Annotated in this window: 1 pseudogene; it reads left to right on the top strand. The window is 54.3% G+C overall.

Going from position 1 to position 328, the window contains the following annotated elements:
- Positions 1 to 17: 17 nt before the first annotated feature.
- Positions 18 to 328 (top strand): annotated as a pseudogene (purH, locus tag ACXIUA_RS01565) (bifunctional phosphoribosylaminoimidazolecarboxamide formyltransferase/IMP cyclohydrolase); the annotation flags it as partial.

Here is a 328-nt window from a genome sequence, read left to right as displayed (position 1 = left end):
TCATTAAGAAGCAGGATATGCGTTACGGCGAGAACAGCCACCAGCAAGCTGCCTTCTATATAGAAGAGAATGTGAAAGAAGCCTCCGTTGCTACCGCAACCCAGGTTCAGGGTAAAGCCCTCTCTTATAACAACATCGCCGATACCGATGCGGCGCTGGAGTGCGTGAAAGAGTTCGCCGAGCCGGCATGTGTGATTGTGAAGCACGCCAACCCTTGCGGCGTGGCTATCGGCAATTCCATTCTTGATGCTTACGATCGCGCGTACAAAACCGACCCGACCTCCGCATTCGGCGGCATTATCGCCTTTAACCGCGAGCTGGATGCGGA

Source organism: Corynebacterium sp. UMB8791, from assembly GCF_054166365.1.
Note: the sequence above shows the minus strand (reverse complement) of the source record. Positions and strands in the feature narration are given on the sequence as shown.